The 25,759-nt window shown below is 72.1% G+C and carries 26 protein-coding genes; 18 read left to right on the forward strand and 8 right to left on the reverse strand.

Features of this window, described 5'->3' with window-relative positions; genetic code table 11:
• Positions 1-16: 16 nt before the first annotated feature.
• Complete coding sequence (locus HEK131_RS13310; protein WP_244335193.1) at positions 17-3,205, reverse strand: alpha-L-rhamnosidase; 3,189 nt, start codon at positions 3,203-3,205, stop codon at positions 17-19.
• Positions 3,206-3,394: 189 nt separating this feature from the next.
• Here HEK131_RS13310 and HEK131_RS13315 point away from each other — a divergent pair, with 189 nt between their 5' ends.
• From HEK131_RS13315 to HEK131_RS13335, 5 genes are read left to right on the forward strand one after another with little or no spacing between them, the layout of a single operon-like run.
• Complete coding sequence (locus HEK131_RS13315; RefSeq protein WP_244335195.1) at positions 3,395-4,891, forward strand: sugar ABC transporter ATP-binding protein; 1,497 nt, start codon at positions 3,395-3,397, stop codon at positions 4,889-4,891.
• On the forward strand, positions 4,888-5,946 hold the full coding sequence (locus HEK131_RS13320) for an ABC transporter permease (protein ID WP_244335197.1): 1,059 nt from the start codon (positions 4,888-4,890) through the stop codon (positions 5,944-5,946). Before HEK131_RS13315 ends, HEK131_RS13320 begins: the two co-directional genes overlap by 4 nt.
• Complete coding sequence (locus HEK131_RS13325; protein WP_244335199.1) at positions 5,939-6,934, forward strand: ABC transporter permease; 996 nt, start codon at positions 5,939-5,941, stop codon at positions 6,932-6,934. Before HEK131_RS13320 ends, HEK131_RS13325 begins: the two co-directional genes overlap by 8 nt.
• Before the next feature lie 14 nt (positions 6,935-6,948).
• Positions 6,949-8,034, forward strand: coding sequence for a rhamnose ABC transporter substrate-binding protein (rhaS, locus tag HEK131_RS13330; protein ID WP_244335201.1), 1,086 nt, complete (start codon positions 6,949-6,951; stop codon positions 8,032-8,034).
• Positions 8,035-8,088: 54 nt separating this feature from the next.
• Positions 8,089-9,111: a LacI family DNA-binding transcriptional regulator gene (locus tag HEK131_RS13335; RefSeq protein WP_244335203.1), complete on the forward strand. Its 1,023-nt coding sequence runs from the start codon at positions 8,089-8,091 to the stop codon at positions 9,109-9,111.
• A gap of 3 nt (positions 9,112-9,114) precedes the next feature.
• Here the strand turns inward: HEK131_RS13335 and HEK131_RS13340 are convergent, their stop codons facing one another.
• Positions 9,115-10,311: an FAD-dependent monooxygenase gene (locus HEK131_RS13340; protein ID WP_244335204.1), complete on the reverse strand. Its 1,197-nt coding sequence runs from the start codon at positions 10,309-10,311 to the stop codon at positions 9,115-9,117.
• Between the two features lie 127 nt (positions 10,312-10,438).
• On the opposite strand from HEK131_RS13340, the gene HEK131_RS13345 reads away from it, so the two are divergent.
• The 3 genes from HEK131_RS13345 to HEK131_RS13355 all read left to right on the forward strand — a co-directional run bounded on the left by HEK131_RS13345 (position 10,439) and on the right by HEK131_RS13355 (position 12,609).
• Complete coding sequence (locus HEK131_RS13345) at positions 10,439-10,936, forward strand: MarR family winged helix-turn-helix transcriptional regulator (protein ID WP_244335205.1); 498 nt, start codon at positions 10,439-10,441, stop codon at positions 10,934-10,936.
• Positions 10,937-11,030: 94 nt separating this feature from the next.
• Complete coding sequence (locus tag HEK131_RS13350) at positions 11,031-11,579, forward strand: pyridoxamine 5'-phosphate oxidase family protein (RefSeq protein WP_217464115.1); 549 nt, start codon at positions 11,031-11,033, stop codon at positions 11,577-11,579.
• Between the two features lie 289 nt (positions 11,580-11,868).
• Positions 11,869-12,609, forward strand: a complete 741-nt coding sequence (locus HEK131_RS13355) for a class I SAM-dependent methyltransferase (protein WP_244335207.1) — start codon at positions 11,869-11,871, stop codon at positions 12,607-12,609.
• A gap of 67 nt (positions 12,610-12,676) precedes the next feature.
• On the opposite strand, the gene HEK131_RS13360 is transcribed toward HEK131_RS13355, so the two are convergent.
• Positions 12,677-13,396 carry a TetR/AcrR family transcriptional regulator gene (locus tag HEK131_RS13360; protein WP_244335208.1) on the reverse strand — a complete coding sequence of 240 codons (720 nt, stop codon included), beginning with the start codon at positions 13,394-13,396 and terminating at the stop codon, positions 12,677-12,679.
• An 89-nt stretch (positions 13,397-13,485) separates the two neighbouring features.
• On the opposite strand from HEK131_RS13360, the gene HEK131_RS13365 reads away from it, so the two are divergent.
• Entirely contained in the window at positions 13,486-14,349 is an 864-nt protein-coding gene (locus tag HEK131_RS13365; protein WP_244335210.1) for an NAD(P)H-binding protein, read from the forward strand.
• On the opposite strand, the gene HEK131_RS13370 is transcribed toward HEK131_RS13365, so the two are convergent.
• Positions 14,323-15,993: a purine-cytosine permease family protein gene (locus HEK131_RS13370; RefSeq protein ID WP_244335212.1), complete on the reverse strand. Its 1,671-nt coding sequence runs from the start codon at positions 15,991-15,993 to the stop codon at positions 14,323-14,325. The two genes, HEK131_RS13365 and HEK131_RS13370, sit on opposite strands and share 27 nt — an antisense overlap.
• A gap of 330 nt (positions 15,994-16,323) precedes the next feature.
• Here HEK131_RS13370 and HEK131_RS13375 point away from each other — a divergent pair, with 330 nt between their 5' ends.
• The gene (locus tag HEK131_RS13375) at positions 16,324-16,521 is read left to right on the forward strand and encodes a hypothetical protein (protein ID WP_244335214.1); all 198 of its coding nucleotides are present in this window, start codon (positions 16,324-16,326) and stop codon (positions 16,519-16,521) included.
• A 34-nt stretch (positions 16,522-16,555) separates the two neighbouring features.
• On the opposite strand, the gene HEK131_RS13380 is transcribed toward HEK131_RS13375, so the two are convergent.
• On the reverse strand, positions 16,556-16,957 hold the full coding sequence (locus HEK131_RS13380) for a PPOX class F420-dependent oxidoreductase (RefSeq protein ID WP_217464121.1): 402 nt from the start codon (positions 16,955-16,957) through the stop codon (positions 16,556-16,558).
• A gap of 119 nt (positions 16,958-17,076) precedes the next feature.
• Between HEK131_RS13380 and HEK131_RS13385 the strand changes: the two genes are divergently transcribed.
• The 4 genes from HEK131_RS13385 to HEK131_RS13400 all read left to right on the forward strand — a co-directional run bounded on the left by HEK131_RS13385 (position 17,077) and on the right by HEK131_RS13400 (position 20,698).
• On the forward strand, positions 17,077-17,304 hold the full coding sequence (locus HEK131_RS13385) for a DUF5133 domain-containing protein (RefSeq protein ID WP_217464122.1): 228 nt from the start codon (positions 17,077-17,079) through the stop codon (positions 17,302-17,304).
• Positions 17,305-17,517: 213 nt separating this feature from the next.
• The gene (locus tag HEK131_RS13390; protein ID WP_432215699.1) at positions 17,518-19,191 is read left to right on the forward strand and encodes a SpoIIE family protein phosphatase; all 1,674 of its coding nucleotides are present in this window, start codon (positions 17,518-17,520) and stop codon (positions 19,189-19,191) included.
• Positions 19,188-20,282 (forward strand): cobalamin B12-binding domain-containing protein, encoded by a 1,095-nt coding sequence (locus HEK131_RS13395; protein WP_244335215.1) that lies wholly within the window; start codon positions 19,188-19,190, stop codon positions 20,280-20,282. Before HEK131_RS13390 ends, HEK131_RS13395 begins: the two co-directional genes overlap by 4 nt.
• On the forward strand, positions 20,279-20,698 hold the full coding sequence (locus HEK131_RS13400) for an STAS domain-containing protein (RefSeq protein WP_244335217.1): 420 nt from the start codon (positions 20,279-20,281) through the stop codon (positions 20,696-20,698). The genes HEK131_RS13395 and HEK131_RS13400 overlap by 4 nt, the downstream gene beginning before the upstream one ends.
• A 3-nt stretch (positions 20,699-20,701) precedes the next feature.
• Here the strand turns inward: HEK131_RS13400 and HEK131_RS13405 are convergent, their stop codons facing one another.
• Together HEK131_RS13405 and HEK131_RS13410 are read right to left on the reverse strand one after the other, a co-directional pair.
• Complete coding sequence (locus tag HEK131_RS13405) at positions 20,702-21,103, reverse strand: ATP-binding protein (protein ID WP_244335219.1); 402 nt, start codon at positions 21,101-21,103, stop codon at positions 20,702-20,704.
• Between the two features lie 80 nt (positions 21,104-21,183).
• Positions 21,184-21,570 (reverse strand): STAS domain-containing protein, encoded by a 387-nt coding sequence (locus tag HEK131_RS13410; protein ID WP_217464127.1) that lies wholly within the window; start codon positions 21,568-21,570, stop codon positions 21,184-21,186.
• 199 nt (positions 21,571-21,769) lie between these two features.
• Between HEK131_RS13410 and HEK131_RS13415 the strand changes: the two genes are divergently transcribed.
• Genes HEK131_RS13415 through HEK131_RS13425 form a run of 3 tightly spaced genes read left to right on the forward strand, consistent with a single transcriptional unit; the run spans position 21,770 to position 23,753 of the window.
• Complete coding sequence (locus tag HEK131_RS13415; protein WP_217464128.1) at positions 21,770-22,192, forward strand: septal ring lytic transglycosylase RlpA family protein; 423 nt, start codon at positions 21,770-21,772, stop codon at positions 22,190-22,192.
• 11 nt (positions 22,193-22,203) lie between these two features.
• Positions 22,204-22,827 carry a cell wall protein gene (locus tag HEK131_RS13420; protein WP_244335221.1) on the forward strand — a complete coding sequence of 208 codons (624 nt, stop codon included), beginning with the start codon at positions 22,204-22,206 and terminating at the stop codon, positions 22,825-22,827.
• A 23-nt stretch (positions 22,828-22,850) separates the two neighbouring features.
• Positions 22,851-23,753 (forward strand): MauE/DoxX family redox-associated membrane protein, encoded by a 903-nt coding sequence (locus tag HEK131_RS13425; RefSeq protein ID WP_244335224.1) that lies wholly within the window; start codon positions 22,851-22,853, stop codon positions 23,751-23,753.
• A gap of 62 nt (positions 23,754-23,815) precedes the next feature.
• Here the strand turns inward: HEK131_RS13425 and HEK131_RS13430 are convergent, their stop codons facing one another.
• The gene (locus HEK131_RS13430) at positions 23,816-24,964 is read right to left on the reverse strand and encodes a PP2C family protein-serine/threonine phosphatase (RefSeq protein WP_217464131.1); all 1,149 of its coding nucleotides are present in this window, start codon (positions 24,962-24,964) and stop codon (positions 23,816-23,818) included.
• Between the two features lie 161 nt (positions 24,965-25,125).
• On the opposite strand from HEK131_RS13430, the gene HEK131_RS13435 reads away from it, so the two are divergent.
• On the forward strand, positions 25,126-25,611 hold the full coding sequence (locus HEK131_RS13435; protein ID WP_217464132.1) for a MarR family winged helix-turn-helix transcriptional regulator: 486 nt from the start codon (positions 25,126-25,128) through the stop codon (positions 25,609-25,611).
• Positions 25,612-25,759 lie beyond the last annotated feature (148 nt).

The raw sequence follows: 25,759 nt of genomic DNA on the forward strand, positions 1-25,759 counted from the left end.
TCTGGAGGATGGTGGGTCAGCCGTTGAAGCGGTGGGTGCCCGAGCCCGCGGCGAAGACGGCGCAGCCGTCCTCCCGGCGCAGCAGAGCGGCGGTGCCGCCCACGGCGTGGGCCTTCTCACGGGCCTCGGGTATCCACACCTCGGCGGTGGTGTTGGGCGGTACGGACACGGTGAGGCGGAAACCCCCGGCGCCCGTCGTCCAGTCCGTGGAGACCGGTCCGTACACCGAGTCGAAACGGCCGTGCGCCTCGGTCACACCGCCGCCCGGCCGGGGCCGGATCAGGATCTTCCGGAAGCCGGGCGCGGCGGGGGCGATCCCGGTGATGTGGGCGTACATCCACTCGCCGACCGAGCCGTACGCGTAGTGGTTGAAGGAGTTCATCCCGGCGTCCTGGAAGGTGCCGTCCGGCCGGATGGAGTCCCAGCGCTCCCACATCGTGGTGGCGCCCCGGTCGATCTGGTAGCCCCAGCCCGGGTACGAGCGCTGGGCCAGCAGCCGGTGGGCGACATCCGTGTGCCCGGTGTCGGTGAGCACGGGCAGCAGCCTCGGGGTGCCGAGGAAACCGGTGGACAGGTGCCAGTCCCGCGCCTCGATCAGCTCGACCAGGCGGGTGGCGGCGGGGGCGCGGTCCGCCTCGGCGAGCAGATCCATGGACAGCGCCAGCACGTACGCCGTCTGCGTGTCCCCCTTCACCCGGCCGCCCCCGGTGACGTACGCGGCCCGGAAGGCGTCCCGGACGTGTCCGAAGAGCGTCCGGTAGGGCTCCGGGTCCTTGCCCAGCGCCTCGGCCGCCCGCGCGACCAGGTCGGCGCTGTGCGCGAAGTACGCGGTGCCGATGACGTCCTTCGGGGTCTCGTCCTGGAGGTTCAGCCAGTCCCCGTAGCCCTCGTCGGGCCGCAGGTACCCGCTGCTGTGCGCCTTGAGATGGTCCAGCCACCTCAGCATCGACGCCCAGGCCCGCTCCAGCACCCGTACGTCCCCGTACATCCGGTACAGCGCCCACGGCACGGTCACCCCGGCGTCGCCCCAGCCCGCCGCGCCGACGCCGACGTCCATGTACGGCGCCACGTTCGGGAAGGCGCCGTCCGCCGTCTGGCCGTCGCGCAGGTCGTCCAGCCACTTGGCGAGGAACCGCGCCGACTCCATGGTGTAGGCGGCCGTCGGCGCGAAGACGTTGATGTCGCCGGTCCAGCCGAGCCGTTCGTCGCGGGCAGGGGTGTCGGTGGGCACGGAGAGGAAGTTGCCGCGCTGTCCCCAGGTGATGTTGCTGTGCAGTTGGTTGAGCATGGGCACGTCGGTCCTGAAGGACATGGTGAACGGCGCCGAGGTGTGCAGCACCCGGCCGGTGACCGCGTCGAGCGGCGGCCGGCCGGGAAAGCCGGTGACCTCCACGTACCGGAACCCGTGGAAGGTGAAGCGCGGCTCGAAGGTCTCGGTGCCGCCGCCCTTGAGCACGCAGGTGTCCGTGGCCCGCGCCGTGCGCAGGTTCGCGGTGTACAGCGTGCCGTCGGGGTTCAGCACCTCGGCGTGCCGCAGCCGCACCGTGGTCCCCGCCGCGCCCCGGACGCGCAGGCGGACGGCGCCCACCATGTTCTGGCCGAGGTCGAAGACGAACACGCCGGGCTTCGGCTCGGTCACCTTCTTGGCGGCCACCTCGCGCTCCACCCGGACCGGGCCGTCGACCTGGGCGACCAGCCCGGCCGTCACCTTCTGGACCTCGTCCACGGCCGCCCACCCGGCGTCGTCGAACCCGGCCCGTGTCCAGCCCGGTGTCTCCAGGCGGGCGTCGTAGTCCTCGCCCGACATCAGATCCGCGCTGGTGACCGGCCCCGTGGCCGCACGCCAACCGGAGCCGGACAGCACCCGGTCCGTCGACCCGTCGGTGTAGGTCACCTCCAACTGGCCGATGAAGGCCGGGCGTTCGCCGTACTGATGGGGCCCGAACCAGGCGACGTTGCCCGCGTACCAGCCCGCCGCCAGCGTCACGGCGAGTGCGTTGGCGCCGGAGGTGAGCCGGTCCGTCACGTCGTACGTCTGGTACTGGACCCGGTCGCGGTAGTCGGTCCAGCCGGGCGCGAGCCGGTCCTCGCCCACGCGGGCGCCGTTGAGGTGGGCGTCGTAGAGGCCGAGGGCCGAGGAGTACAGGCGTGCCCGCACGACGGTCTTCCCGGCCGGGACGCGGAACTCGCGGCGCAACTGCGCGGCGGGGGACCAGGCGGCCGCCACCTTGCCCCAAGGGCCCTGGCCCCAGGGCGCGAGGACCTTGGCCGGCTTCCACGCGCCGTCGTCGTAGCCGGCCGAACGCCAGTCGCCCGAAGGCTCCTCGTCCACGGTCCTCCAGGACGCGTCGGTCACGACGGTGCGCACACCGGACGGGGTGGTCAGCTCGACCAGGCCGAGCAGGCCGGCCGGCCCCTCGCTCGCGTTGGTCGCGGCGACGGCGATCACCGCGACTCCGGGCTCCAGCCGGGTCTCCACGACGACCGGGCGCTTCCAGTTCTCCGCGGGCCCGTCCGGCTCGGCATGGGCGAGGGGCACGCCGTTCACGTGGGCGGTGAACCCGTCGTCGGCCGTCATGACCAGGCGGGCCCGTGTCACCCCGGAGGGGACCTCGACGCGGGCCCGGAACCAGCGCGTCGCGGCCGGGGCGCTGCTCGCGGGGTCGCCCTCGGGGAACCAGATCCAGGAAGCGCGCTCCAGGGAAGGCGCCCCGACCAGTGCCGCCGGTGCGGCGATCCAGCGTGCCGTCCAGTCGGAGGCCGCGGTGAGGCCCGTCTCCCACCAGGCGGGCTCGCTCCAGGCGCCGACGCGGCCCGCGCCGTCCCACACCCGGACCTGCCAGTGGTAGCGCGTGCGGGCCTTCAACTCCGGTCCCGCGTAGGGCACGAGGACCGAATCCGGTGACGTGACCTTGCCGCTGTCCCACACGTCCGGCGCGGTCAGGCGGGCCGGCCGGGTGGCCACCCTGATCTGATAGGCGCTCTGCGTCTGGTCGTGCCCCTCGGGCGCCAGCGGCCAACTGAGCCTTGGCCGGGGCGTGTCGAGGCCCAGCGGGTTGCTCACGTATTCCACGGTGGGCCGGGAGACGCGGAGGGTGCGATGGTCGGCGCGTGGTGCGGCCTGGGCGTCGGTGGTCCCTGTGGCCATGGTGGCGGCAAGGGCGGTACCTGCGGTGGTGCCCAACAGTCGTCTTCTGCTGATCACGTTCGGCTCCGTCACGACTCGGCGATGAATCGTTTCACGAGAGGCGAAGCTAGGGGCGTCTGCCGGGCTCGTCAAGGGTGCAGCGCGTTCTTCGGCGTTTTCAAGTCCCGCCCATTGACTGGGTAGTTGACCGGGGTTTAGCTTCCCTGCACATTGCCTGAAACCTTTCACGACCGATCGGTGTGACCCATGCCAGAGCCCCCCGTCCTGGCCGCGCAGGGCCTGAGCAAGTCCTTCGGCGCCGTGCGCGCACTGCGGAACGTCTCCCTCGAGCTGTACGGCGGTCAGATCCACGCCCTCGCGGGCGAGAACGGCGCCGGAAAGTCCACCCTGATCAAGACGCTCGCCGGGGTCCACCGCCCCGACACCGGCGTCCTGAAGCTCCACGGCGAGCCGGTCGTCCTGCACGGCCCGGCCGACGCCCGCGACGCCGGGGTGGCCGTCATCCACCAGGAACCGACGCTCTTTCCCGACCTGTCCGTGGCCGAGAACATCTTCATGGGCCGCCAGCCCCGCCGCTCCCTGCGGCGCGTCGACCACCGCGCCATGAACGCGGCCGCCGGTGACCTCTTCACCCGCCTCGCCGTGGACCTCGACCCCGAGCGCCCCGCGCGCGGCCTGTCCATCGCCGACCAGCAGCTCGTCGAGACGGCCAAGGCGCTCTCCTTCGACGCCCGCGTCCTCATCATGGACGAGCCGACCGCCGCCCTCACCGGCAGCGAGACGGCCCGCCTCTTCGGCGTCGTACGCGCCCTGCGCGACCAGGGCTGCGCCATCCTGTTCGTCTCGCACCGGCTGGAGGAGATCTTCGACCTCTGCCAGTACGTCACCACCCTCAGGGACGGCGAGGTCGTCGCCGGGGAGCCGGCCGGGGACCTCACCGAGGACGCCCTCGTGCGCCGCATGGTGGGCCGGGACCTCGGCGAGCTGTACCCGAAGGAACCCGCCGAGCCGGGTGAAGTGGCGCTCGACGTGCAGCGGTTGACCCGCGAAGGCGTCTTCACCGACGTGTCCTTCGAGGTCCGCAGCGGCGAGATCGTGGGCCTCGCCGGTCTGGTCGGGGCCGGGCGCAGCGAGGTCGCGCGAGCCGTCTTCGGCGTCGACAAGTGGGACGCCGGGACGGCCGAGGTCTGCGGCCGGCCGCTCACCAACGGCTCCCCGAGCGCCGCCATGGCCGCCGGGCTCGTCCTGGTACCCGAGGACCGGCGCGCCCAGGGTCTGGTGATGGACATGTCCATCGAGCGCAACATCGGCCTGACCGGGCTGCGCACGACCGTACGGGCCGGGCTGATGGACCGGCGTGCCGAGCGGAGCCGGGCCCTGGACTGGGCGGTGCGGCTGAAGGTCAAGTACGCCCGGATCGCCGACGCCGTGGGCACCCTGTCCGGCGGCAACCAGCAGAAGGTCGTCCTCGCCAAGTGGCTCGCCACCGGACCCAGGGTGCTGATCGTGGACGAACCGACCCGGGGCATCGACATCGGCACCAAGGCCGAGGTGCACCGGCTGCTGTCCGGGCTCGCCGCCGACGGCGTCGCCGTACTGATGATCTCCTCCGACCTGCCGGAGATCCTCGGCATGGCCGACCGCGTCCTCGTCATGCACGAGGGGCGGCTCACCGCCGAGCTGCCCCGCGCGGACGCCACCGAGGAATCCGTGCTCGCCGCGGCCACCGGGAGGGCGCGATGACCGTCACCGGACACACCCCGGCCCCCGCCGTGGAGCCGGGCACGGCGGACGAGACCCGGCTGCTGGACCGCGTGTTCAAGCTCCGCGAACTCGCCATCCTCCTCGTCCTCCTGGTGATGATCGCGGTCACCCAGGCGGACAACCGGGAGTTCCTCTCCGAGCAGGGCGTCAAGGACCTCCTGCTCAACGCGACGATCCTGGTGCTCGTCGCCTCCGGCCAGGCACTGGTGGTCATCACCCGCAACGTCGACCTGTCCGTCGGCTCCGTGCTGGGCCTGACCGCCTTCACCGCCGGGGACGTGCTGCAAGGGGGCGGCAGCGCCCCGGTCGCGGTGCTGCTCGCCGTCGCCCTCGGTGTGGGCTGCGGGCTGCTGAACGGCGCCCTCGTCAGCCTCGGCCGGGTCCCGGCCCTCGTCGTCACCCTCGGCACCCTGTACATCGTCCGGGGCGTCGACTCCATCTGGGTCGGCTCACGCCAGATCACCGCCTCCGACCTGCCCGACGGCTTCACCGACTTCGGCTCCGGCGGCCTGTCCGCCGTGCCGTACCTCGCCCTGATCGCCCTCGCCGTGCTCGTCGCCACCGCCTACTACCTGCGCAACTTCGGCGGCGGCCGTGAGCTGTACGCGCTCGGCTCCCACCCGGAGGCGGCACGGCTCGCCGGCATCCCCGTACGACGGCGCGTCCTGGCCGCCTACGTCGCCTGCGGGGCCCTCACCGGACTCGCCGGCGCGCTCTACCTGGCCCGCTTCGGCAACGTCGACAGCTCCACCGGCAGCGGCTACGAACTCACCGTCGTCAGCGCCGTGGTCGTCGGCGGCGTCGCCTTCACCGGCGGCTCGGGCAGCGTGTACGGCGCGGCGCTCGGAGCCCTGCTGCTCACCACCGTGGGCAGCGTGCTGCCCGCCCTCGGCGTCAGCTCCGTGTGGGTCCTGGCCATCAACGGCGTCCTGCTCGTCCTCGCCATCGCCGTCGACCGGATCGTGGCGCTGCGCGTGGCCCGCGCCCTCAAGAAGAGGTCCGCGCCGAACCGGAGGGACATCCGCCATGACTGACTCGCCCCTCGCGCGCGCCGTCCGCTGGGACACCGTCGTCGGCGCCCTCCTGCTCGTCCTGCTCCTGCTGTCCTTCTCCTTCGTGGACGGCTTCGGCAACGCCCTCAACCTGTCGTTCCTGATCGGCAACACCCTGCCGGTCGCGCTCATCGCCCTGCCGATGACGCTGCTGGTGGTCTCCGGCGAGATCGACCTCTCGGTGGCCTCCACGGCCGGGCTGTCCGGCGCGGTGATGGGCGCCCTGTGGAACGCCGGTGCGGCCATCGAGACGATCATCCCGCTGTGCCTGCTGCTCGGCGTGGTCTGCGGGCTGGTCAACGGCCTCCTGGTGACCCGGCTCGGGCTGCCGTCCCTGGCCGTCACCATCGGCACCATGGCCGCCTATCGCGGCATCGCGCAGATCGTCCTCGGCTCCGACGCGGTCACCGACTTCCCGGCCCGGTACCTCGACTTCGCCGCGGGCCGCATCGGCGCCACCTTCGTCCCGTACGCCCTGCCGCCCTTCCTGGTCCTGCTGGCCGTCGCCGTCCTCCTCCTGCACGCGACCCCCTTCGGACGGTCCCTCTTCGCCATCGGCGCCAACGAGGAGGCGGCCCGGTTCGCGGGAATCCGGGTCAGGCGGCACAAGCTGTGGCTGTTCACCGCCACCGGTCTGCTGGCGTCCGCCACCGGGATCTTCTGGGCCCTGCACTACGCCAGCGCCCGCTACGACAACGCCACCGGGCTCGAACTCTCCGTCGTCGCCGCCGTGCTGCTCGGCGGGATCAGCTTCGACGGCGGCCGGGGCACGCTCGGCGGAGCCGTCGCCGGGGTCTTCCTGCTCGGCGCCCTGCAGAACGTGATGAGCCTGCTGAACGTCTCCGCCCAGTCGCAGATCGTCGTCACCGGCGTCCTGCTCGTCGTCTCCGTGCTCGCCCCGCGCATCGCCCGCCGGATCGCCGCCGCACGGGCCGTCCGCGCCAACTCCGCCCTGCCGCACGCCTTCTGAAGGGACCCACCCCGATGTCCACTCCCGGAATCCGCCAGGCGTGCGCCGCGCTCGCCGCCACCCTCTCGCTCGCCCTCGCCCTGACCGCCTGCGGCGGCACCACCAAGAAGTCCGTGGCGGACGACGACGGCGGCGCGAAGCGGACCCACGGCAAGGCCGACCCGAACGCCCCCACCAAGAAGGGCCTCACCGTCGCCTTCCTGCCCAAGCAGGTCAACAACCCCTACTTCACCGTCGCCGACAAGGGCGGCCGGCAGGCCCTCGGGGAACTCGGCTCCTCCTACAAGGAGGTCGGCCCGAGCAGCGCCACCGACACCTCCGGCCAGGTCTCCTACGTCAACACCCTCACCCAGCAGCAGGTCGACGGCATCGCCGTGTCCGCCCAGGACCCCGGCGCCCTGTGCACCGCGCTCAAGCAGGCGATGAGCAATGGCATCAAGGTCGTCACCTACGACTCCGACACCAACCCCGGCTGCCGGGACGTCTTCGTCTCCCAGGCGAGCGCCGAGGCCCTCGGCCGCTCCCAGGTCCAGCTCCTCGGCAAGCAGCTCGGCTACAAGGGCGAGATAGCGATCCTCTCCGCCGCGCAGACCGCCACCAACCAGAACACCTGGATCGGCTTCATGAAGGACGAGCTGAAGAAACCCCGGTACAAGAACATGAAGCTGGTCGGGACGGCCTACGGCAACGACGACGCCCAGCAGTCCTTCCAGCAGACCCAGGGCCTCCTCCAGGAGCACCCGAGGCTGGCCGGGATCATCTCCCCGACCACCGTCGGCATCAAGGCCGCCGCCCAGTACCTCTCCGGCTCCAAGTACAAGGGCAAGGTCCGGCTGACCGGCCTCGGCACCCCCAACGACCTGCGCCGGTACGTGAAGAACGGCACCATCGACGCCTTCGAGCTCTGGGACCCCGCCAAGCTCGGCGCCCTCGCCGCGCACGCCGCCGTCGCCCTCTCCTCCGGGCAGATCACCGGGCAGCGCGGCGAGACGTTCAAGGCCGGCGGCCTCGGCAGTTTCACCATCGGTGAGAAGGGCGTCATCGACCTCGGCGCACCCACCGTCTTCGACAAGGGCAACATCGACCGGTACAGGTTCTGACCCGGCATAGGCTGGGCGCGGGGCGGGGGACGGCGGAACGGAGTACAGGCGCGCATGGCAGGCAGAGTCGGCATCAAGGACGTGGCCCGGCACGCGGGGGTCTCCGTAGGCACCGTCTCCAACGTCATCAACCGCCCCGAGACGGTCACCGAGGAGACCCGGCTGCGGGTCCAGGCGGTGATCGACCTGCTCGGCTACGTACGCAGCGAGAGCGCCCGCCAACTCCGGGCTGGGCGCAGCCGCATCATCTCGCTGCTCGTCCTCGACATGGGCAATCCCTTCTTCGTGGACGTGGCGCGCGGCGCCGAACGGGCGGCGCGGGAGGCGGGGATCGGCGTCATGGTCTGCAACAGCGGCCAGAGCCCCGCCGAGGAGGCCGACTACCTCTCCCTCTTCGCCGAACACCGCGTGCGCGGGGTCCTGTTGACCCCGGCCGACGCCACGGGCCGCAACATCGAGGCATTCCGCCGCCACCGCATCCCGTTCGTCCTGGTCGACCGGGTCGCCGAGGGCACCACCGAGTGCTCGGTCTCCGTGGACGACGTGGCGGGCGGAACCCTCGCCGTGCGCCACCTCGTGGACACCGGCCACCGCTCGATCGCCTACGTCAGCGGGCCGGCCCAGCTCAAGCAGGTCAGGGACCGCAGGGAAGGCGCCCACCTCGCCCTCGCCCAGGCCGGGCTGCCCCCCGAGGTGCTCCGCGAACTGCCCACCGAGCGCCTGGACGTGGCCGCCGGCCGCGACGCGGGCGCCCGTCTGCTCGGCCTCGCCGAGCGCCCTACGGCGGTGTTCTGCGCCAACGACCTGCTGGCCCTCGGCGTCCTCCAGGCCCTGTACGCGGCGGGCGTCAAGGTGCCGGAGGACATGGCGATCGTCGGCTACGACGACATCGAGTTCGCCGCCGCCTCTGCTGTCCCGCTCACCTCGGTACGCCAGCCCGCCGTCACCATGGGCGCGCTGGCCACCGAACTCCTGCTGGAGGAGACGGAGTCCGAGAACGCCGACAGCCATGCGCACCGACGGGTCGTGCTCCAACCGGAGCTGGTCGTACGGGGGTCGAGCCTGGTCTCCCGCTGAGTCCTATCCCAGGTGGCGGTAATCCGGCAGTGTCATACCGGTGTTGGCGGCGCGGCCCTCGTCCCCGGTGAGCGCGGAGGCGTCGCGCAGAGCCGCGTCGCGGGCGTCCAGCATCTCCTGGGTGGTGGGGGTCACGAAGGTGCCGCCGCTGGTGGCGAGGGCCTGATTGGTCTCCACGAAGTCGCGGGTGAGGCGCTCGTACGCGGCGAACGCCTCGGTGTGGTCCGCCCGCGCGGCCAGCTCGCCGGCCAGCACGTAGGCGCCGACCAGGGAGACGCTGGAGCCCTGGCCGGACAGGAACGAGGTGGCGTGGGCCGCGTCGCCCGCGAGTGCCACACGGCCTGACGACCAGGCGGGCATGTGGATCTGGCTGACCACGTCGAAGAACAGGTCCCGCGCCTCGCGCATCGCGGTCACCAGCCGGGGGACGTGCCAGCTCCGCTCGGGGAACCGGGAGGCGACCAGCTCCCGCTGCGCCTCGGGGTTCCGGAAGGCGTCGTAGGGCGGCACCTCCTGGGTGAAGGTGAGGAAGCCGTGCATACGGTCGCTCGGCTCGTGGGCGTACAGCACGGCGGCCCGGCCCGGTGCGTTCCAGATGACGCCCTCGCGCTCCAGGCCGAAGTCGTTGTCGAGGGTGAAGCCGGCGAAGGTGTGGCCGAGGTACCTGTGGAACTTCTCCTCGGGTCCGAAGACCAGGCGGCGGGTGTTGGAGTGCAGTCCGTCGGCGCCTATGACGAGGTCGAAGGAGCGGCGGGTGCCGCTGGCGAAGACGACGTCCACCCGGTCCGCGCGGTCGTCCAGGGTGGCGATGGAGTCGTTGAACAGGAACTCGACGCGGTCGTGGACGGCCGTCTGCAGGGCGTCGGCCAGGTCGCCCCGGCGCACTTCGAGGTCGTGGCCCTCGGTGCCGCCGGTGATGGACTCGGGGCGGATGGCGGCGATCAGGGCGCCCTCGGTGTCCACGAAGGAGATCAGGCGGGAGTCGACATGGGCCTCGCGCAGCCGCTGCAGCAGGCCCATGCGCTCGACGACCTCACGGGCCGTGCCACGGATGTCGATGGCGTAGCCGCCGCCCCGGACGGCGGGGGCCTTCTCGACCACGGTGACCTCGAAGCCGTAGCGGTCGAGCCAGTAGGCGAGGGCGGGGCCGGCGATGCTGGCGCCGGAGACGAGGACGGTGCGGTGCGCGGAGTGGTTCATCGCGGGTTCCTTCCGGACAGGCAAAGATGCGTACCTTAGGTATCCTTTTGGGAGGCATGGGAGACTCCCGGGGTCCTTCCTGCTGGAGGATATAGATACCTAACTCAGGTATGCAAATGGAGTTGATGTGAACGCAGAGTCACCGTCGGCGGACGTGCTGGCCGTGGTGCCCCGGCTGGCGCAACTGAGCAACGCCGTCAATCGCGGCCGGCTGACCGAGCGCGCGGCCGAGGCGGCCGGGCTGGCGCTGGAGCGCCCGGCACTGGCGGTGCTGATGACACTGCACATGGCGGACCGCCCGCTGCGCATCGGTGAGATCGCGGAGCGCATGCAGGTCGTGGGTCCGCATGTGACCCGCCAGGTGCAGGGCCTGGAGCGGCGCGGCCTGGTGCGGCGGGTGGCCGACCCGTACGACCGCCGCGCCAGCCTCATCGAGCCGACCGCCGAGGGCGCCCAGGCGGCGAACCGCTACGCGACCTCCCTCGTCGGCTGGTTCTCCGAGGCCATCGCTGACTGGTCCGACCGGGACCGCACCGACCTCGGCCGCCTCTTGGGACGACTGGTGGACGACGTCACCGCGCACCTGGGACGGCTGGACGAGGAGGAGGCTCCGGGGGAGGGGTGAGCCCTCGAGTTCGAGGGGGCAGACTCCGGCCGGGCGGAACGCGACCGATCAGGGCGAAGGTCGTTACCGGGGGAGAGGGAAGGAGACCCCTGTCATGCCGACGAACGACCACCCCGCGACCGAACTCGACCCCCGGTACAGCTCCGCGCTCAACCCCCGCCCCGATGCCACGGACGCCACCCCCACCCCCTGGCCCGAAGCCCAGCGGCAGTTGGAGGAGGCTGAGATCTTCTGGGTGTCCACGGTGCGTCCCGACGGGAGGCTGCACGTGACGCCTGTGATCGCCGCCTGGCGTGACGGGGTGCTGTACTTCTCCACCGGGCCGGAAGAGCAGAAGGCGAGGAACCTCGCCCATGACGCCCACTGCGCGGTGACCACCGGACGGAACTCGCTCACCGAGGGGCTCGACCTCGTGGTGGAGGGCAGGGCGGAGCGGGTCGTGGATCCGGCGAAGGTGGAGGAGGTGATCGCGGCGTACGAGGCGAAGTACGGGGCGCACATCACCTCGCCCGAGGGCACCTTCCACGGGATCGGGGACGCGTTCCGGACCGGCGCCGCGGTGGTGTTCGCGGTGGCCCCGGACACGGCGTACGGCTTCGGCCGGGACGACGGGGCCTACACCCACACGCGCTGGGTCTTCTGAGGCACCGCACCGCCGGGCTTCCGGTGTCACGATGATCGGCATCGGAAGATTCCGCCGGTGGAGCGCCTGTTCGGCCGGGGGTGGAGGTCTTCGCCGTGCGCGGCGATGGGGAGCGGAAGCTCGTCGCGGGCGGGCAGCAGGCGCTGATCCGCGTCAACAAGCCCTAGGCGATGTGAGCTTCGGCCCGCCGGATCGGCAGCCGGACAGCCCCCCCCCGTGAACCGGTGAACCTTCCCGGTCGCGGCACAATCGTGTTGACCGCCCCGGCGGGTGGTGCTTGGGTCGGCGCGTGGACAGCATTCCTGCCAACCGGCGCTTCTGGAACCGGATCAGCGGCGCCTACCAGCACGAGCACGACCCGCAGATCGGCGCGGCGCCCCGGCTGTGGGGCACATACGCCATCCCCGACGCGCACCTGCACGCCCTGGGCGACGTCACCGGCAAGCGCGTCCTCGAACTCGGCTGCGGCGCCGGCCAGTGGTCCAGGGCGCTCGCCGCCGAGGGCGCCACCGTGGTCGGGGTCGACCTGTCCGAAGCCCAGCTCGCCGCGGCGGCTCGCGCGATGGGAGCGGCCCGCTACCCGCTGGTGCAGGGCGCCGCCGAACAACTCCCGTTCGCCGCCGACAGCTTCGACCTGGTGTTCTGCGACTACGGCGGGCTCAGTTGGGCGCCCCCGCACCTGGCCGTCCCCCAGGCCGCACGTGTCCTGCGCCCCGGTGGCCGCTTGGTGTTCAACGTCGCCAGCCCATGGTTCGAAGCCTGCTACGACGAAGCCGCCGCCCGCGCGACCACGACGCTGCACCAGGACTACTTCGGGCTAAACGCCATCGCCGAAGGCCAGGGCGCGGTCAGCTATCAGCACACCTACGGCGACTGGGTCAGGGTCCTGCGCGGCGCAGGTCTCGTCATCGACGACCTCATCGAGCCGCGGCCCGATCCCGGAACGGCCAACGGCTACAACCGGACCGACCCGCCCGACTGGGCACACCGGTGGCCGGCGGAGATGCTCTGGGTGACCCACAAACCGTAGGCACCGCCGAATTCCGTCGATGATCCTGCGCTGACCGGCCCACCGGCCCACGGCTGCCGCTCCGCCGTCACGCCAGACGGTCGAGCCACTCCCGCAGGAGCCGCTGTTCCGCCGCGCTGAGCGTGGTCTGCCCGGGGAGGGCGGCGCGCAGGGCGCGGGCCGCTCCCGCCGGGCCTGCGTCCCGTACCGCCGGCTCCGGTTCGGTCACGGCGTTGGTCATGGCCTCCCGCAGGGTGCTCAGCAGGGCGGGGTCCCGTGCTTCCTCGGGGAGGGACAGCCAGGTGAGGGCGGCGCCCCGCGCCGTGGCGTGGATGATCATCACCGCGAGGTCCTCGTCTACACGCAGCCAGCCGCCGAGGGCCAAGCGGTGCACCCGCTCCCTCAGCATCCGCATCCCGGTCCGGAAGGCGGTCGACGCGGCCCGGCCGGGTTCGCTGTACATCAGCGTGTAGAGCGCGGGGTTGTCCAGGGCGAACTCCACCGCCAGGTCCCAGCCGGCGCGCAGCCCGTCGAGCGGGTCCGCCGGCTCGGGCGCCACGTGCTTGGTGGCGAGGAACGCGTCGAAGCCGTACTCGGCGACCGCGTCCAGCAGGCCGTCCTTGTCGCCGAAGAGGCGGTAGATCGCCGGTGGCTGCAAGCCCGCGGCAGCCGCGACGGCGCGGGTCGTCACCGCCTCCCGGCCCTCCCGCTCCAGCAGGCCGATCGCTGCCTCGATCACCCGCTGCCGGGTCTTCTCCCGGCCCACGGCCTCGCCGGTCACCGGTTCCTCAGGGGCGCCACTCTGCATGTTCCAACGATACCGGCTGAGCGATAACCCCGAAAATATCAGTGTTACCGTTGCAATGATTCCACTGGAACCAATGATGGGGAGACCCCGTGATCATCGTGACCGGAGCCACCGGACAGCTCGGCCGCCTGACCGTCGAGCGGTTGCTGGACCGCGTACCCGCCGAGCGTGTCGGCGTCAGCGTCCGTGACCCGGGTAAGGCCGAGGGCCTCGCGGCCCGGGGCGTCCGCGTCCGGGCGGGCGGCTTCACCGACCCCGACGGCCTGGCGCACGCCTTCGAGGGTGCGACCCAGGTACTCGTCGTCTCCGTCGACGAGTTCGGCGAGGAAGCGGTGCGCCTGCACCGGACCGCGATCGAGGCGGCGGTGAAGGCGGGGGCCCGGCGCGTCCTCTACACCAGCCACATGGGCGCGAGCCCCGCCTCCCGCTTCCAGGCGTGCCGCGACCACGCCGCCACCGAGGACATCCTTCGGGCCTGCGGCGTGCCGTACACCTCGCTGCGCAACGGCTTCTACGCCTCCAGCGCCCTGCAGTTCCTCGGTCCCGCCCTCGACTCGGGCCGGATCGCGCTCCCCGAGGACGGCCCCGTCAACTGGACCGCCCACGCCGACCTCGCCGAGGCCGCGGCCGCGATCCTGGCCCACGAGGGCCGCTATGACGGCCCCACCCCGCCGCTCACCGCCCCGGAGGCCCTGACCTTCGCGGACCTGGCTCCCCTCGCCGCCGGCGTCACCGGCCGCCCCTTCACCCGCACCACCGTCCCGGACGACGTGTTCCGCGGGCACCTCGCGGGGGCCGGTGTCCCGGCCGGCCGGGTGGAGGGCCTGATGGGCGTCTTCACCGCGGCCCGCACCGGCGAGTTCTCCGCGCAGGACCCGGCCCTCACGACCCTGATCGGCCGGGCGCCCGTCCGGATGGAGGCGGTGCTACGCGATCAGCTCGGCTCCGGCTGACCCGGCGGGCAGCACATGGTCGCCCACCCGGTCCGTGCTCAGGCACAGGGAGCAGACCACCGCGTCGTGCGTGGTGCAGGCCGTCACATCCGGCCGCTCGTAAGCCTGGTGGCAGACATGGCAGTCGTACGGCGTCGCGCTCGGGTTTCCGGCGGCGTCCAGAAGGGGCTCGGGGATGCCGTCGTCCGCGCGCCGCAGGTAGTACGCGCCCTTGGTGGCCACGGCCATCAGCGGGGTGAGGACGAAGGCGATGACCGCGGCGGCGACGGGGGAGTACGGCTGGAGGGTGTCGCCGAAGGCGTGGAAGTACATGGCGATGGACAGCCCGGAGGCGGCGACGAAGGAGACCACGCCCACGGGGTTGACCGGGTGGAGCATGCCCCGGCGGAACTCCGGTACGAGCGGGGACAATTTGAGGAGGTACTTGTTGACGCCGATGTCGGTCGCGACGGTGACGACCCAGGCGATCGCGCAGTTGGAGTAGAAGCCCAGGATGCCGTTGAGGAAGCTGAACATGTCGGCCTCCATCAGGGCGAGCGCGAAGCCCAGGTTGACCAGGACGAACACCATGCGGCCGGGATAGCGCCCGGTGACGCGGGTGAAGGAGTTGGTCCAGGCTAGCGAGCCGGAGTAGGCGTTCGTCACGTTGATCTTGATCTGGCTGATCACGACCAGCACCACGGCCAGCGGCACCACCATCCAGGACGGCATCATCGCGTCGAAGGCGCCCTTGAACTGCTGGATGGGCTCGGGCGCGACGGACGGGCCCACCGAGGCCAGGATGTAGACGGCGAGGAAGACACCGATCGCCTGCTTCAGCGCGCCGAGCACCACCCAGCCGGGCCCGGCCATGACCACGGCGGTCCACCAACGGCGCTTGTTCGCCTCGGTCTTGGGCGGCATGAAGCGCAGATAGTCGATCTGCTCGCCGATCTGCGCGATGAGGGAGAGGCAGACGCCGGCGCCGAGCAGCACGGACGCGGTGTTCACCCCGCCGTCGCCTTCGGTGCCCGCGTAGGAGAGGAAGCGGTCGACCGTGCCCGGGTCGGTGGCGACGAGGTACACCAGCGGCCCGACCATCAGCACCAGCCACACCGGCGTCGTCCACACCTGGAGCTTGCTGAGCGCCTTCATGCCGTAGATCACCAGCGGGATCACCATCAGGGTGGACACCAAGTAGCCCAGCCACAGGGGGAGTCCGAGGCCGAGCCGCAGGCCCTGGGCCATGATCGAGCCTTCGAGGGCGAAGAAGATGAAGGTGAAGCTGGCGAAGATGACGCTGGTGAGGACCGAGCCGTAGTAGCCGAATCCGGAGCCGCGCGTGATGAGGTCCAGGTCGATGTTGTAGCGGGCGCCGTAGTAGGCGAGCGGGAAGCCGGTGACGAAGATGACGACGGCGGCCACGGCGATCGCCACCAGCGCGTTGCCGGTGCCGTGGGCCAGGCCGATGCCGGCGCCGATCGAGAAGTCGGCCATGTACGCGATGCCGCCGAGCGCCGTGGTGGCCACGACCATCGGGGTCCAGCGGCGGTAGCTGCGGGGCGCGTAGCGAAGGGTGTAGTCCTCCAGCGTCTCCTTGGTCGCCTGGCTCGTGGCGGGTGTCGCGGGGCCTTCTGCCGTCAGCCGTGACTCTGTTGCGCTCATGTCACGCCTCCCTCGGTGCGGGTGCCGGGTCGAGACCCCCGTCCTGCGTAGCTGCCGGGACGGGGGCCGGCGGGCCAGGTTACGAAGCGCTTGTTTCCCTGAGGTCCCGCCTCGGGTGAACGGCCCGTTACGGGGGAGGAGGCAGGCCCAACAGCGCTACCCGGCCCGAGGACGCGCGCCCGACGGCGTGCGCGGAACGCCGCCGCGCGGGTCCCGCCGTCCGTCGCCCCGGGTCACCGGAAAGGCACCGCACCTTCACAGCGGCCGCCCGCTGGCCGCGTGGGCGGCGGGCATCCGTACAGAGCTGTCTGCCGGGGAGGAGCCCCCACCGTGGCCATCGTCGCAATTCTGCTGCTGCCGGTCGTGACCATGCTGCTGTACGGGATGGACCGTACCGAGGACTGGCTGACGCGGGCGCCCGGCCCGCCCCGCCACGCGCGGGCCCGTCATCTGCGCCTGATCCACGGCGGCAGGCAGCCGGAAGCCCCGGCGGACCGGACCGGCCAGGGCGGCTCCGAGGCCGCCTGACACCGAGCGGGTCCGGGACCGGGGCGTACGCGCCTCAGCCGCGCGGGCCGCTGATGCGCTCCGGCTCGATGACATAGATCACGCGGACCTGGTCCCGGCCGCCGAACCACGGGTACGGACCGCCCAGGTACTTGTGCGCGAGCTCCTCGATGTGATCGACCGCACCCTCGGTGGTCACCTTCACCACCCGGCCGCGGATCTGGACGTAGGACGAGGGGTCGGCGGGGTCGGAGACCGCGACGGCCACCCGCGGGTCGCGCGCGATGTTCCGGGTCTTCTGATGGGACTCCACGCTGTTGATCAGGACGTGCTCGCCGTCGGTGTCGACCCAGGTCTGGGTGAGCTGGGGCGAGCCGTCGGGCATCGTCGTGGCGATGTAGCAGGTGCTGGCGCGGCGCAGCAGCGCCAGCAGGTCCTCGCCGAGAGGAACGGGCACGGGGAGATCTCCGGGAGTCGGGGGTGATCGGGTGAAGACCCACAGGCATGACGGGGCGGGCCCAGGGTAACCGGGCCGGTGTACGACCCATGTGATCGCTGGTCAGAGGGAGACCCCAGATGCTGATGGCCCACCCCGCCGTCCTTCAGAACCTGATCGAGCAGTACGACGCTCTGCGCATCCTCGACGCGCAGGAGGGCGGCGCCGAGGTCCGGCGGCGGATGGACGACATCGCCTACACCCTGTGCGTGGCCACCGGTACCCGTGACATCGACGCGGCACTGATCGCCGCCCGGCACCGGCTGCCCGGCGCACGCCCCCAGGACGACTCCCTCCTGCCCGCCTGAAGGAACGCCGGACCGAGGAGGCCCGGCCCGAAAAACCTCCGCACGCACCGCGGTCGGCCCGTCAAGGGGACGATTTGCGCTGCGTGTGGTGAATATGTGTGGAATTCTGTCGGGCGTTGCACGTGGCCGGTGGATGCGAGACCGTTGTCGTCGGTAAACGTTCTCGATCGGCAGAGAGGTGGTGGGGCGCGCGCCCTGCGTTCCCCGAACGTGATTTCTTCTCCTGGTACACCCGACAGTCCGCACGCCGGTGGTGTCGTCCTCGACACCGCCTGGGACGGTGCCCCCTGTCCCGTGCTCGTCATCGGGGCCGACGGGGCTCTCGTCGAGACCAATGAGGCGGCACGCCGCCTCATACCGCTCTCCGCCGGAGACGACATCACGTCGTCGGCCATGCCGGCCTGGCTGGCCGACGCGCACCGACGCCTGCGGAGGGCCGGCGCCCCGGCGGAAGCGGTGTCGGGGGACGTGGCCGGCCGCAGCTTCGAGGCGCATCCCTCGCCCTGCGACGACGGCTCCGTGGTGTGGTGGCTGCTGGACGACACCGACCGCCGGCTGGCCGAGCGGGCGCTGCGCGGCGAACGTGAACGCGCGGCCCTGCTCGCGGAGGTGTCCAGCGCCTTGCTGTCCTCACTGAACGTCGAGCGGTGCATGACGGTCACGGCGCGGATGGCAGCGGGTCACCTCGCGGACGCGGCGATCATCGTCGCCCCCGCCCAGGGCCGCCGTCACCCGCTGACGTACGCGGGGGCCGACGGCGAGGTCACCCAGACCATGGTCCAGATCGATCCGCGATCGGTCGTCGGGCTCGCGGAGGCCCTCCAGGGCTTCCCGCCGGTGCCCGCGCGCTGGATCGACCCGGCCGAGCTGCCCGACTGGGCGGTGCCCGAGGGCTTCGACGGCCCGATCGGCTCGGTGATAGTCACGCCGCTGCCCGGACACGGCGTACCCGCCGGTGTGCTGATCCTGCTGCGCTCCAGCACGCACCAGGCGTTCACGGAGGGCGAGGAGGTCTTCGCCCGGCTGTTCGCCGCCCGCGCCGGTGTGGCGCTCTCGGCCGCGCGCCTCTACGCCGAACAGCGCTCGATCACCACGACCCTGATGCGCGAGCTGCTGCCCCCACGCCTGGAGCGCGTCCACGGCGTGGAGTACGCCGGCGCCTACCGGGCGGCTCGCGACCACGAGCGGGTGGGCGGCGACTTCTACGACGTGCACCCCGGCGCGGACGCCGCCGAGGAGACCTTCGTCGTCCTCGGTGACGTGGCGGGCAAGGGGCTCGAGGCCGCCGTGCTGACCGGCAAGATCCGCAGCGTCCTGCAGGCGCTGCTGCCGCTGTCCGGCGACCACCAGCAGGTGCTTTCCCTGCTCAACGGCGCACTGCTGAACTCCCACCACACCCGGTTCGCCACGCTGGTGCTGGCCTCCGTCACCCGCCGCTCCGGCCAGGTCCGGCTGCGGCTGACCAGTGCGGGACATCTGCCGCCACTGATCATCAGAAGCGACGGCCGGGTGGAAGAGGCTGCCACCCAGGGGCAGTTGGTCGGCGCGATGCCCGACATCACCGCCCGCAGCGCCCATGTGTCACTGGCGCCGGGGGAGACCTGCCTGCTCTACACGGACGGGATCACCGAAGCCTCCGGCGGTCCGCTGGGCGACCAGTTCTTCGGCGAGGAGCGGCTGCGGGCGGCCCTCGGCCCGTGCGCCCGGATGCCCGCGGAGGCGGTGGTGGAGCGGGTGCAGATGCTGGCCGCGCAGTGGCTGGGCGGCGGCCGCCACGACGACATGGCCAGCCTCGCCATCACCAACCCGGCGGGCGGCCACGGCGCCCTGCACGCCGTGAACGGCCACCACGGCGCGTCGGCCCGGACCGGGGCGGGCTGCCGATGACCGCGACCGGCGCGGCGGTGGAGACGCGCGCGGAACTGCCGGAGCGGCTGTGGGCCGCCGTGATCGGCAAGGACGAGTCGGCCGCCGTGCGAGAGGTGTTCGCCGCGGCCGACGCGGGAGCGAGCAGAGAGGCCCTCCTGCTGGACGTCCTCGGCGGAGTGCAGCGCCGGGTCGGTACCGAGTGGGCCGCCGACCGGATCAGCGTCGCCGAGGAGCACGCGGCCACCGCGATCATCGACCGGGTCATCGCCGCCCTCGCCCACCGGGTCCCGGCACCCGCCCGCGCGTCTGCCCGGCCCCGGATCACGGTCGCCTGCGTCGACGGCGAATGGCATGTGCTGCCCGCCCGGCTGCTCGCCGAGGTCCTCACCGGGCGCGGCTGGCAGGTGGACTTCCTCGGCGCCCACACCACCACCCCGCACCTGATCGCGCACCTGCACGCGACCAACCCCGCGGCCACGCTGCTCTCGGCCTCGCTGCCCCTGCACCTGCCCAGCGCGCACACCGCGGTGACGGCCGTGCAGTCGCTCGGCATCCCCGTCATGGTCGGCGGCCCGGCCTTCGGCGCGGACGGCCGCTACGCGCGTCAGATCGGGGCCGACGCCTGGGCTCCCGACGCCCGCGCCGCCGCCGGACTGCTGGCCGAGGGCCTGGTGCGGCCCGAGCCGGTCCCGCGGCAGCAGGTCGACGACCTGCCCCACCTCGCGGACCAGGAGTACACCCTGATCAAGGGCAACCGCCCCGCCCTGGTCCGGCAGTCCCTCGCGGCCCTGGACGAGCGCTGGCCCGGCATGCGCGCGTACACCGAGGCCCAGCGCGAGCGCACCGCCGAGGACCTCGCGCACATCGTGGACTTCCTGGCCACCGCCCTCTATGTCGACGACAGCGTGCTGTTCACCGACTTCGTCGCCTGGAGCGCGGAGATCCTCCAGGCCCGCAGCGTGCCCGCGCACAGCCTGCGCATGGGACTGGACATCCTGGCGGGGGAGCTGCGTGACTTCCCCCGCGCCCTCGGCTTCCTCGCGGCGGCGGCCGAAGTCCTCCCCGTCACGCCCACCCGACCCAGCCCCGGCCCAGGAAAGACCGCATGACCCTCCACCAGCCCGTCGACTTCTCCGTCATCACCGAGGCCGCCGACCCGCACGCCATAAGGCTGACGCTGCGGGGAGTCCTCGACTACGAGTCCGGCGACGAGTTCCTCCGCTTCGTCGGCGCGGCGCTCGACGCGCACACCCAGCGGCACGGCCCGGTCCTGCGGGAGCTGCACCTGAACTGCGCGGGGCTGATCCTGCTCGACTCCAGCGGGCTGTCCGCCCTGCTCACACTGCGGCGCCGGACCCACCCGGCGGGCGTCACCCTGCGACTGCGGCACGAGCCGCTCCAGTTGGTCCGGATGCTCGCGCTCACCGGCACCGCCGACTACCTCACCGCCCGCGCGGACGGCACCGCCGGATCCGTGGCGTCCGGCGGGGAGCTGACCGACGAGGCCGGTTCCACCTCGTCCTGAGTCTCAGGATTCCGGCGCCGGCCGGTCCGTCAGGTGGCCGGTGGGCAGTTTCCACCAGGCGGTGATCGTCTTGCCCCGCGTGGTCGGGACGACGGCGGTGTGGTCGCTGAGCCTCTCCACCAGCCCGAGCCCCAGACCGCCCCTGCCGTCGAGGGCCGGATCCCGGCGCGCGGAGGGCAGCGCGGGGCTGTCGTCGGCGATCTCCAGGATCAACTGCCCCTCCTCGATCCTGAGGGAGAGCGACCAGGTGCCCTCGGGGGTGTGCCGGACGGCGTTGGTGACCAGCTCGCTCACGACGATCTGCACCGCCTCCGTGTCCGCGCCGGGACAGTGCGCGTCCAGATAGGCCACCGCCAGCCGTCGGGCGTCGGCAGGCGACGAGGCCTGGGAGTGTGCGGTGAACATGAGTCCCTTTCGCGCGGGCGTGCTTTCCCTGCGCGTGCCCCCGCCCGGACGGTACACGCCGACGACCGTGACGGTACCGCTCACGGCCGCGCCTGACGCTGCCGGGCGGACAGGGCGGCCCGGACCGACTCCAGATCGGGGTGCGGGTGCAGCAGACGGTCGGCACCGGTGAGGTCGAGCAGGCGCCGTACGGTGCCGTCGCCGCCGAAGATGCCGACGCTCCGGCGCCGGGCGGTGCGCAGCAGATGGTTGAGCAAGGACGAGTCGCAGAAGCCGACTTCGCGCAGGTCGAACACGAGCGGACCGGAGCAGCGCAGCAGGGCGTCCTCGGTGGCGTCCTCCACCGCGGCGAGCTCGTCGGGGTCGAGGTGTCCTCGCAGCCCGATGACCCACAGCTCCCCGTCGGCCCGTGAGTACGCCACCGCCGGGGGGATCGCTTCCTCGAAGGTCTGACCGTGCTTCACCATGCCTCCCATGGTGCCGTACCCCGTCCGTCGAGTCACAGTCCAGGGGGTCGGGCAGGGGCTGCCGCCTGGCCGAAGGTCACGATCCGGCGCCGTGCGCGTGCTCTATGCAACCCGCGTAGACGCGCGCATCATGGGAGCGCTCCATCCGCACCACTCCATCTCAGGTTTGTCATGTACCTGCAAATAAGGAGGACGCACGATGGCTTGCGGATCGACCAGCCTCTGGGCCGGTGAGACCAGTTGGTTCTGCTGCGGCAACTCATGGGGGCCCTGCGGCAGCGCCGGCGGCGGCGCCTGCGGCAACTGCCAGTCCAGCGCGCATCACGGCGCCTGGCCGAACGCGTCGGCGGCGTGTTTCAACATCACCCGGCCCGACCTCTGCGGCGAGAACATCCCCCGGCGCGGCTGCGGTTCGGTGATGAACGTCCGCCACCAGTGCTCCGGCGCCACGGTGTGCATCACCATCACCGACTGCGGCCCCCGCACCAAGGACTGGTGCGGCGAGGCGACCTGCTGCAACGGCGCCTGCCGCACCAACCGGGTGCTCGACCTGACCCCGGCCGCCTTCTCGGCGATCGGCAACCTCAGCTCCGGCAAGCTCCCCGTCTACATCTACGAGTGAGGAGGCCCGACATGAGCGCACGGAACAACGCGGGTGTGCCGTCCGAGGGGCTGCGCCGCCGCCGCTTCCTCACCACCGCCGCCCTGGGCGGCGCCACCATCGTCGGCGCGAGCGCGCTGGGCGGACTCGACGCCGACGCGGCCTTCGCCGCCGAGCCCTCCCTCGACCCGGCCATCGCCAAGTCCTCCTTCGTGGAAGGCAGAATCGTCGGCATCACCGGCAGCGTGCTGGAGGTCGCCGGCTCCACCGGCGGTCACTCACGGGTGCGGATGACCAACGTCACCAGCGTGTGGAAGGTACGTCCCACCACCGCCGAGGTCATCGAGGTCGGCGACGGCCTCTACGCGCGCGGAGTGCCGATGCCCGACGGCACGGTGGCCGCCGACGCGGTCTGGGTGAACATCGTCAACCTCGACACCCGGATCCGGGGCATCGCCAGGAACCGCGTCCACCTGGCCCACGGACAGCACGAGGTGGTCGGCAACATCCTCGCCGACACCGGCGCCTCGTACGCCGGACGCGGGCTGACCTCGGACCTGTCCCGGCTGCGGATCGGGCAGAGCGCTCAAGTGCTCGGCGCCTGGCGGCCGTCCGACGACTCCGTGGACGTCGTCCGTATCTCCGTCGGGCACTGAACGCGACGTCGGGAGAGGCGCAGATGCTGTCACTGACCACGGGGCTCGTCCCCCTCCTCCTCGCCGGACTGCTCGGCTGGACCGGCGCGGCGAAGGCCTTCGGAGCGAACGTCGCCCGTACGGCGCCGAAGACCGCGCTGGCCCGCATGCTGAGCAGCAGCGAGCGGGCCGTCCTGGTGCTCCGCGTCACCGGGTGGGCCGAACTGCTCCTGGCCGGGGCCCTGCTGGCGGTACCCGGCAGCGCCTTGCCGGGGTCGGCCACCGCGGTCCTCGGGGCGGGATTCCTCGGCTATCTCGGCCACGGCCGGGCGCGGGCCCCGGAATCCTCCTGCGGCTGCTCGGCGAGCGAGGACACGCCGGTCACCTGGCGTGCCTTCGCCCGCGCCGCGCTCGTCCTGGCCGGCGGGGTCACGGCCGCTCTCGCGCGGCGCACCTGGTGGGGTGCGCTCGGGGAGCGGCCTCTCGCCTCGGCCGTCCTGCTGGCCATGGGCACCCTGGTGCTGTTCGCGCTCTCGGCGGACCTGGACCGGTGGTGGCTGCTGCCGCTGCGCCGCACCCGGCTGCGGGTGTTCGGCCACCCGCTGACCGGCGGGCGCGGGGCGGAGCGGGTCCCGGTGGCCGCCAGCGTCGAACTGCTGGAGAACTCCCTGGCCTGGCAAGCCACTTCACCCGTGGTGCGCTCCGCGCTGCTGGACCACTGGGAGACGGACGGCTGGCGCATCCTGCACTACTCCGGCGTCCACGGCGAGGGCGAGGAGGCCCGCCCGGTGGCGGTGCTGTTCGCCCTGGACGCCACCGCCGGCCGTGACACACCCGGCGACCCGGTGATCCGCGTCAGCTACGTCGACGCGGACACAGGGGCGCCGGTGGCCGCCGGGGAACTGGGCGCGGTCCCACCCCGCCGCGCGCTGCGCCTCGTCGACTGAAACGCACCGGCCCGGTGCGGCCGCCGTGCGGTTACGGCGGTCACGCCGGGCCGGTGCGCGGGTCAGCGGCCGCGCCAGTCCAGGCACACCACCAGCGCGTCGTCGTCCGGGGCCGGCGTGCCGCGATGCTCGGCCAGCTCGCGCAGGATCGCTCCCGGGACCTCCGAGGCGGGCAGCAGCCGGGTGGACTGGATGGCCCGTGTCAGCGCGGCGTCCCCGTACGCCTCACCCTTGGCCGAGGCGACCGAGTACACGCCATCGCTGACGAACACCAGCCGGTCGCCGGGCTCGACCTGGAGTTCCTGGGTGACGTAGTCGGTCTCCTCGAACATGCCCAGCGGAAGCTGCGCCTCGAAGTCGATGCGCTCCACGGCGCCGTCGCGCAGCCGCCGCAGTTGCGGGCACCCCGCGTCCACCACCCGGGTGCGGCCGGTGGCGAAGTCGAAGTCCAGCATCAGCACCGACAGATAGCGCTGTCCCCGGTACTGGGCGTAGACCGCCTGGTCGGCCAGGGCCGCCTGGTCGGCGAGCGGGATGCCGGCCCGGCGGGCGTTGCGCAGCGCGTTGACCGCGAGGTTCGTGAGCAGCGCCGCGTCTATGCCCTCGCCCATGCCGTTGGACACGTACAGGGTCAGGTGGTCCTCGGTGGACGACCAGTCGTAGTTGTCGCCGTGTATCGCGTACGCGGGCTCCAGTTGCGCGCCGAGATCGAACTCGGCCAGGGAGCAGGAGCGGCCGGGCAGCAGGTGCCACTGCATCTCGGCCGCCAGGGTGAGCCGGTCGCGCCGCCGGGCCTGGAGATACAGGTCCGTCTCGCGGTCGGCGACCAGCACCTCGTGCCCCAGCACCTGGGCGAGCTCGGCCAGCTCGGGCAGCGCCGCGCGGCTGTCCTCGGTGTCGGGGAGCGTCACCGAGAGCACCCCCAGGCGGTCGCCGTGCACGGTGACGGGCAACTGGACCCGTGTCCTGCCGTCCGCGAGGCCCTCCAGGAAGGGTTCCTGCGCGCCGAAGGCACGGCCCGCGGGGCTGTTGCGCAGGGAGACGGGGGGCAGCGCGTGGGCCGGTGTGGTCACGGGCTGGAGCACGGTGAGGCTGTAGTCCGCCAGGAGGAACTCCACGGCCTCGGCCGCGTAGCGCTCGACCAGCTCCCGGCGGACGACGTCGGCCAGGGCGTAGGGAGCCGCCGTGCGCAGCGCCCGCTCGACAGCCATGAATCTGTTCACGATCGTAGGTATGCCAATCTCTCACCCGTAAGAACGCCGCGTCCGCCCCGCGATGGGCCGAGTGGCGGACGCCGCATGCCGTCTTCATCCATATTCCGGACCGTCTTCCCTGCTAGTAGGCTGTGGGTCGTCCCCGTACCTGCGAGAGTGTGACTGTGACGAACTTCCACCCCCGCCCAGAACCGGTCGAAGTCGCACGTGTGACCTCGACCGCCGCGGAACTGCTGGAAGTCCTGTGGGGCCGCGCGTCCACGGCACCCGCTTCGGCGTCCCAGTTGCGCGTGCTGCTCATCCTGGAGCACCAGGAGGGCATCAACCTGCGCACCCTCGCCGACCATCTCGCGTCCACCCCGCCCTCGACCAGCCGCCTGTGCGACCGGCTCCAGGCGGCGGGGTTCGTCGAGCGCGAGCTGAGCCGCACGGACCGGCGCGAGGTGCGCCTGTACCTCAGCAGCCGGGGCCGGGCCTTCCTCACGGACCTGCGCGCCCGGCGCGAGGAGACGCTGCGCTCGGTACTGGAGCGGATGTCGTCCGGCGACCGCAGTGCCCTGCTCACCGGGCTCGAGGCGTTCTGCGCGGTGGCGTCGGAGCAGATACACGGGTTCGACGAGTCCTCCGGCACCCGGACCGCCTGACCCAGCCGAGCCGTCTCCGCCAAGGGCTGCCATGGATGGTGGCCGGTGACTGGCGAGCGGAGCGGCCTCCGCCGACCGGAACATCCCAGATCCTTCCCCTCCTGCGATGACTCCGGATACTTTCTTGCCTCATGGTCATAGTTGTCAA

It is taken from the genome of Streptomyces seoulensis (assembly GCF_022846655.1).
Lineage (GTDB): Bacteria > Actinomycetota > Actinomycetes > Streptomycetales > Streptomycetaceae > Streptomyces.